The organism is Streptomyces sp. NPDC005811, assembly GCF_040630405.1.
GTDB lineage: Bacteria > Actinomycetota > Actinomycetes > Streptomycetales > Streptomycetaceae > Streptomyces.
This window is the reverse complement of record NZ_JBEXXK010000139.1, coordinates 1-1,831: the sequence shown is the minus strand read 5'-3', so window position 1 is coordinate 1,831 and position 1,831 is coordinate 1. Positions and strand designations below refer to the sequence as shown.

Annotated in this window: 1 protein-coding gene; it reads right to left on the bottom strand. The window is 69.1% G+C overall.

Annotated elements, in window-relative coordinates:
• A partial coding sequence (locus ABZ490_RS52115) for an ABC transporter permease subunit (protein ID WP_359008110.1) occupies positions 1–1,742 on the bottom strand: 1,742 nt, incomplete at its 3' end.
• Positions 1,743–1,831: the final 89 nt, after the last annotated feature.

Here is a 1,831-nt window from a genome sequence, read left to right as displayed (position 1 = left end):
CAGGTGCTGCACCCGGCCGAGGTCGCCGCCTCCACCGTCGCCTCCGGCACCGCCCGCACCCCATCCGCGATGATCTTCATCGCCACCGGCGCCGCGTACACGATCGCGGCGACGATCGCCGTGAACCGGGTCGCGCCGAACAGCGCCAGGAACGGCACCAGATAGACGAACGGCGGCATGACCTGCGCCGCGTCCAGACTCGGCCGCATCACCCGGTCGACCATCCGGCTGCGCCCCATCCACACCCCGAAGACGATGCCCAGTGCCATCACCAGCACCGTCGCCACGACGGTCGAGGCCAGAGTCGTCATCGCGTCCGACCACATGCCCGTGCCGACCAGCAGGCCCACGCACACCACCGTGGTCACCCCGGCCCGCCACCCGCCGAGCACGACCGCGAGGGCGACCAGCACACCGGCCACCACCCACCACGGCGAATCGGTCAGCAGCGTCTGGAAGGGATTGAGCAGCCCGTTGGTGATCGCGTCACGGAAGGCGTTGGTCAGACCCGCCAGGTTGTCCTGCGCCCAGGTCGTGGCCGTGTCGGCCGCGCTCGCGATCGCGCTTCCCGTGCTGCCTTCCCCCGGGAACTCCGCCGCCCATACGTAGGTGTGCGACAGGTAGATCAGTACGGCGGTGACGGCGGCCCCCGCTCCCAGAAGCTGCTTGCGCCACTTCAGGAAGCGGTTCTTGGAGTTGCGGGCGCTCTCCTCACGCGCGCTGGCCGCGGTGGTGACCCGGTCCAGCACGATCGCCATCACCACGATCGCCAGGCCCGCGTTGAACGCCGTACCGACGTCCAGCGACTGCAGCGCCTGGACCACCGTCTTGCCCAGACCCGGCGCATCGATCAGCGCCGCGATGGTGACCATCGCCAGCGCCGCCATGATCGACTGGTTGACGCCCATCACCACGGTCCGCTTGGACATCGGCAGGAGGACCTTCAGCAAGGCCTGCCTGCGCGTGGCGCCCAGGGAGTCGGCCGCCTCCGCGGTGGTCCCGGGGACGGAGCGGATGGCGTGTGCCGTGATGCGGATCGTCGGCGGGGCAGCGTAGATCGCCGTGGCGATCACGGCCGAGGCGCCGCCGATCAGGAAGAACAGGGTCAGGGGCGCGAGGTAGACCATGGTCGGCATCGTCTGCATGAAGTCCAGGAACGGTGTCACGACCCGGTTGAACCGGTCCGACAGTCCTGCCCACACCCCCAGCGGGATCGCGAACAGCAGCGCGACCAGGACCGCGGAGAGCGTCAGGGCCAGGGTGTCCATGCTCTCCTGCCACAGGCCCTGCAAGCCCATGAAAGTGAACCCGGCGACGGCCAGCAAGGCCACCCGCCAGTTCCCGACCGCCCACGAGACATACCCGGCGATCCCGACGACCCCCAGCCAGCCGATCTGCGGAACGGGCCGGGCGTCCGACGGCTGCGAGATCAGATCCCGGATGAAAGTCACCACGGTGTCGATGACCAGCCGGATCTCATTGAAGAAGTACAGGAAGAGCGGGTTGGAGTTGCGGTTGGCGCCGATGGAGTCGTTGACGTCGTTGAACCACCGGTGCAGACCCGTCAGGTCGGCCGCCGCCAGGGTCAGCGTCTGCCTGCCCCGCAGTACGGCGAAGAGCAGCAGCCACACGACGAAGATCGCGCCGATCACCATGGGCCGGGTGATCTTCCGGGTGGGTGCGGCGGGTGCGGTCTGTGCGGCCGTCTCCGTCGTGTCCGGCTTCTCGATGGCGACGGTCATCACCGGCCGCCTTCCTGCCCGGCGACGACCGCGAGGATCTCCTCGTCCCCCACGATCCCGAGCAGCCTGCCGTCCTCGACGACCTTCAC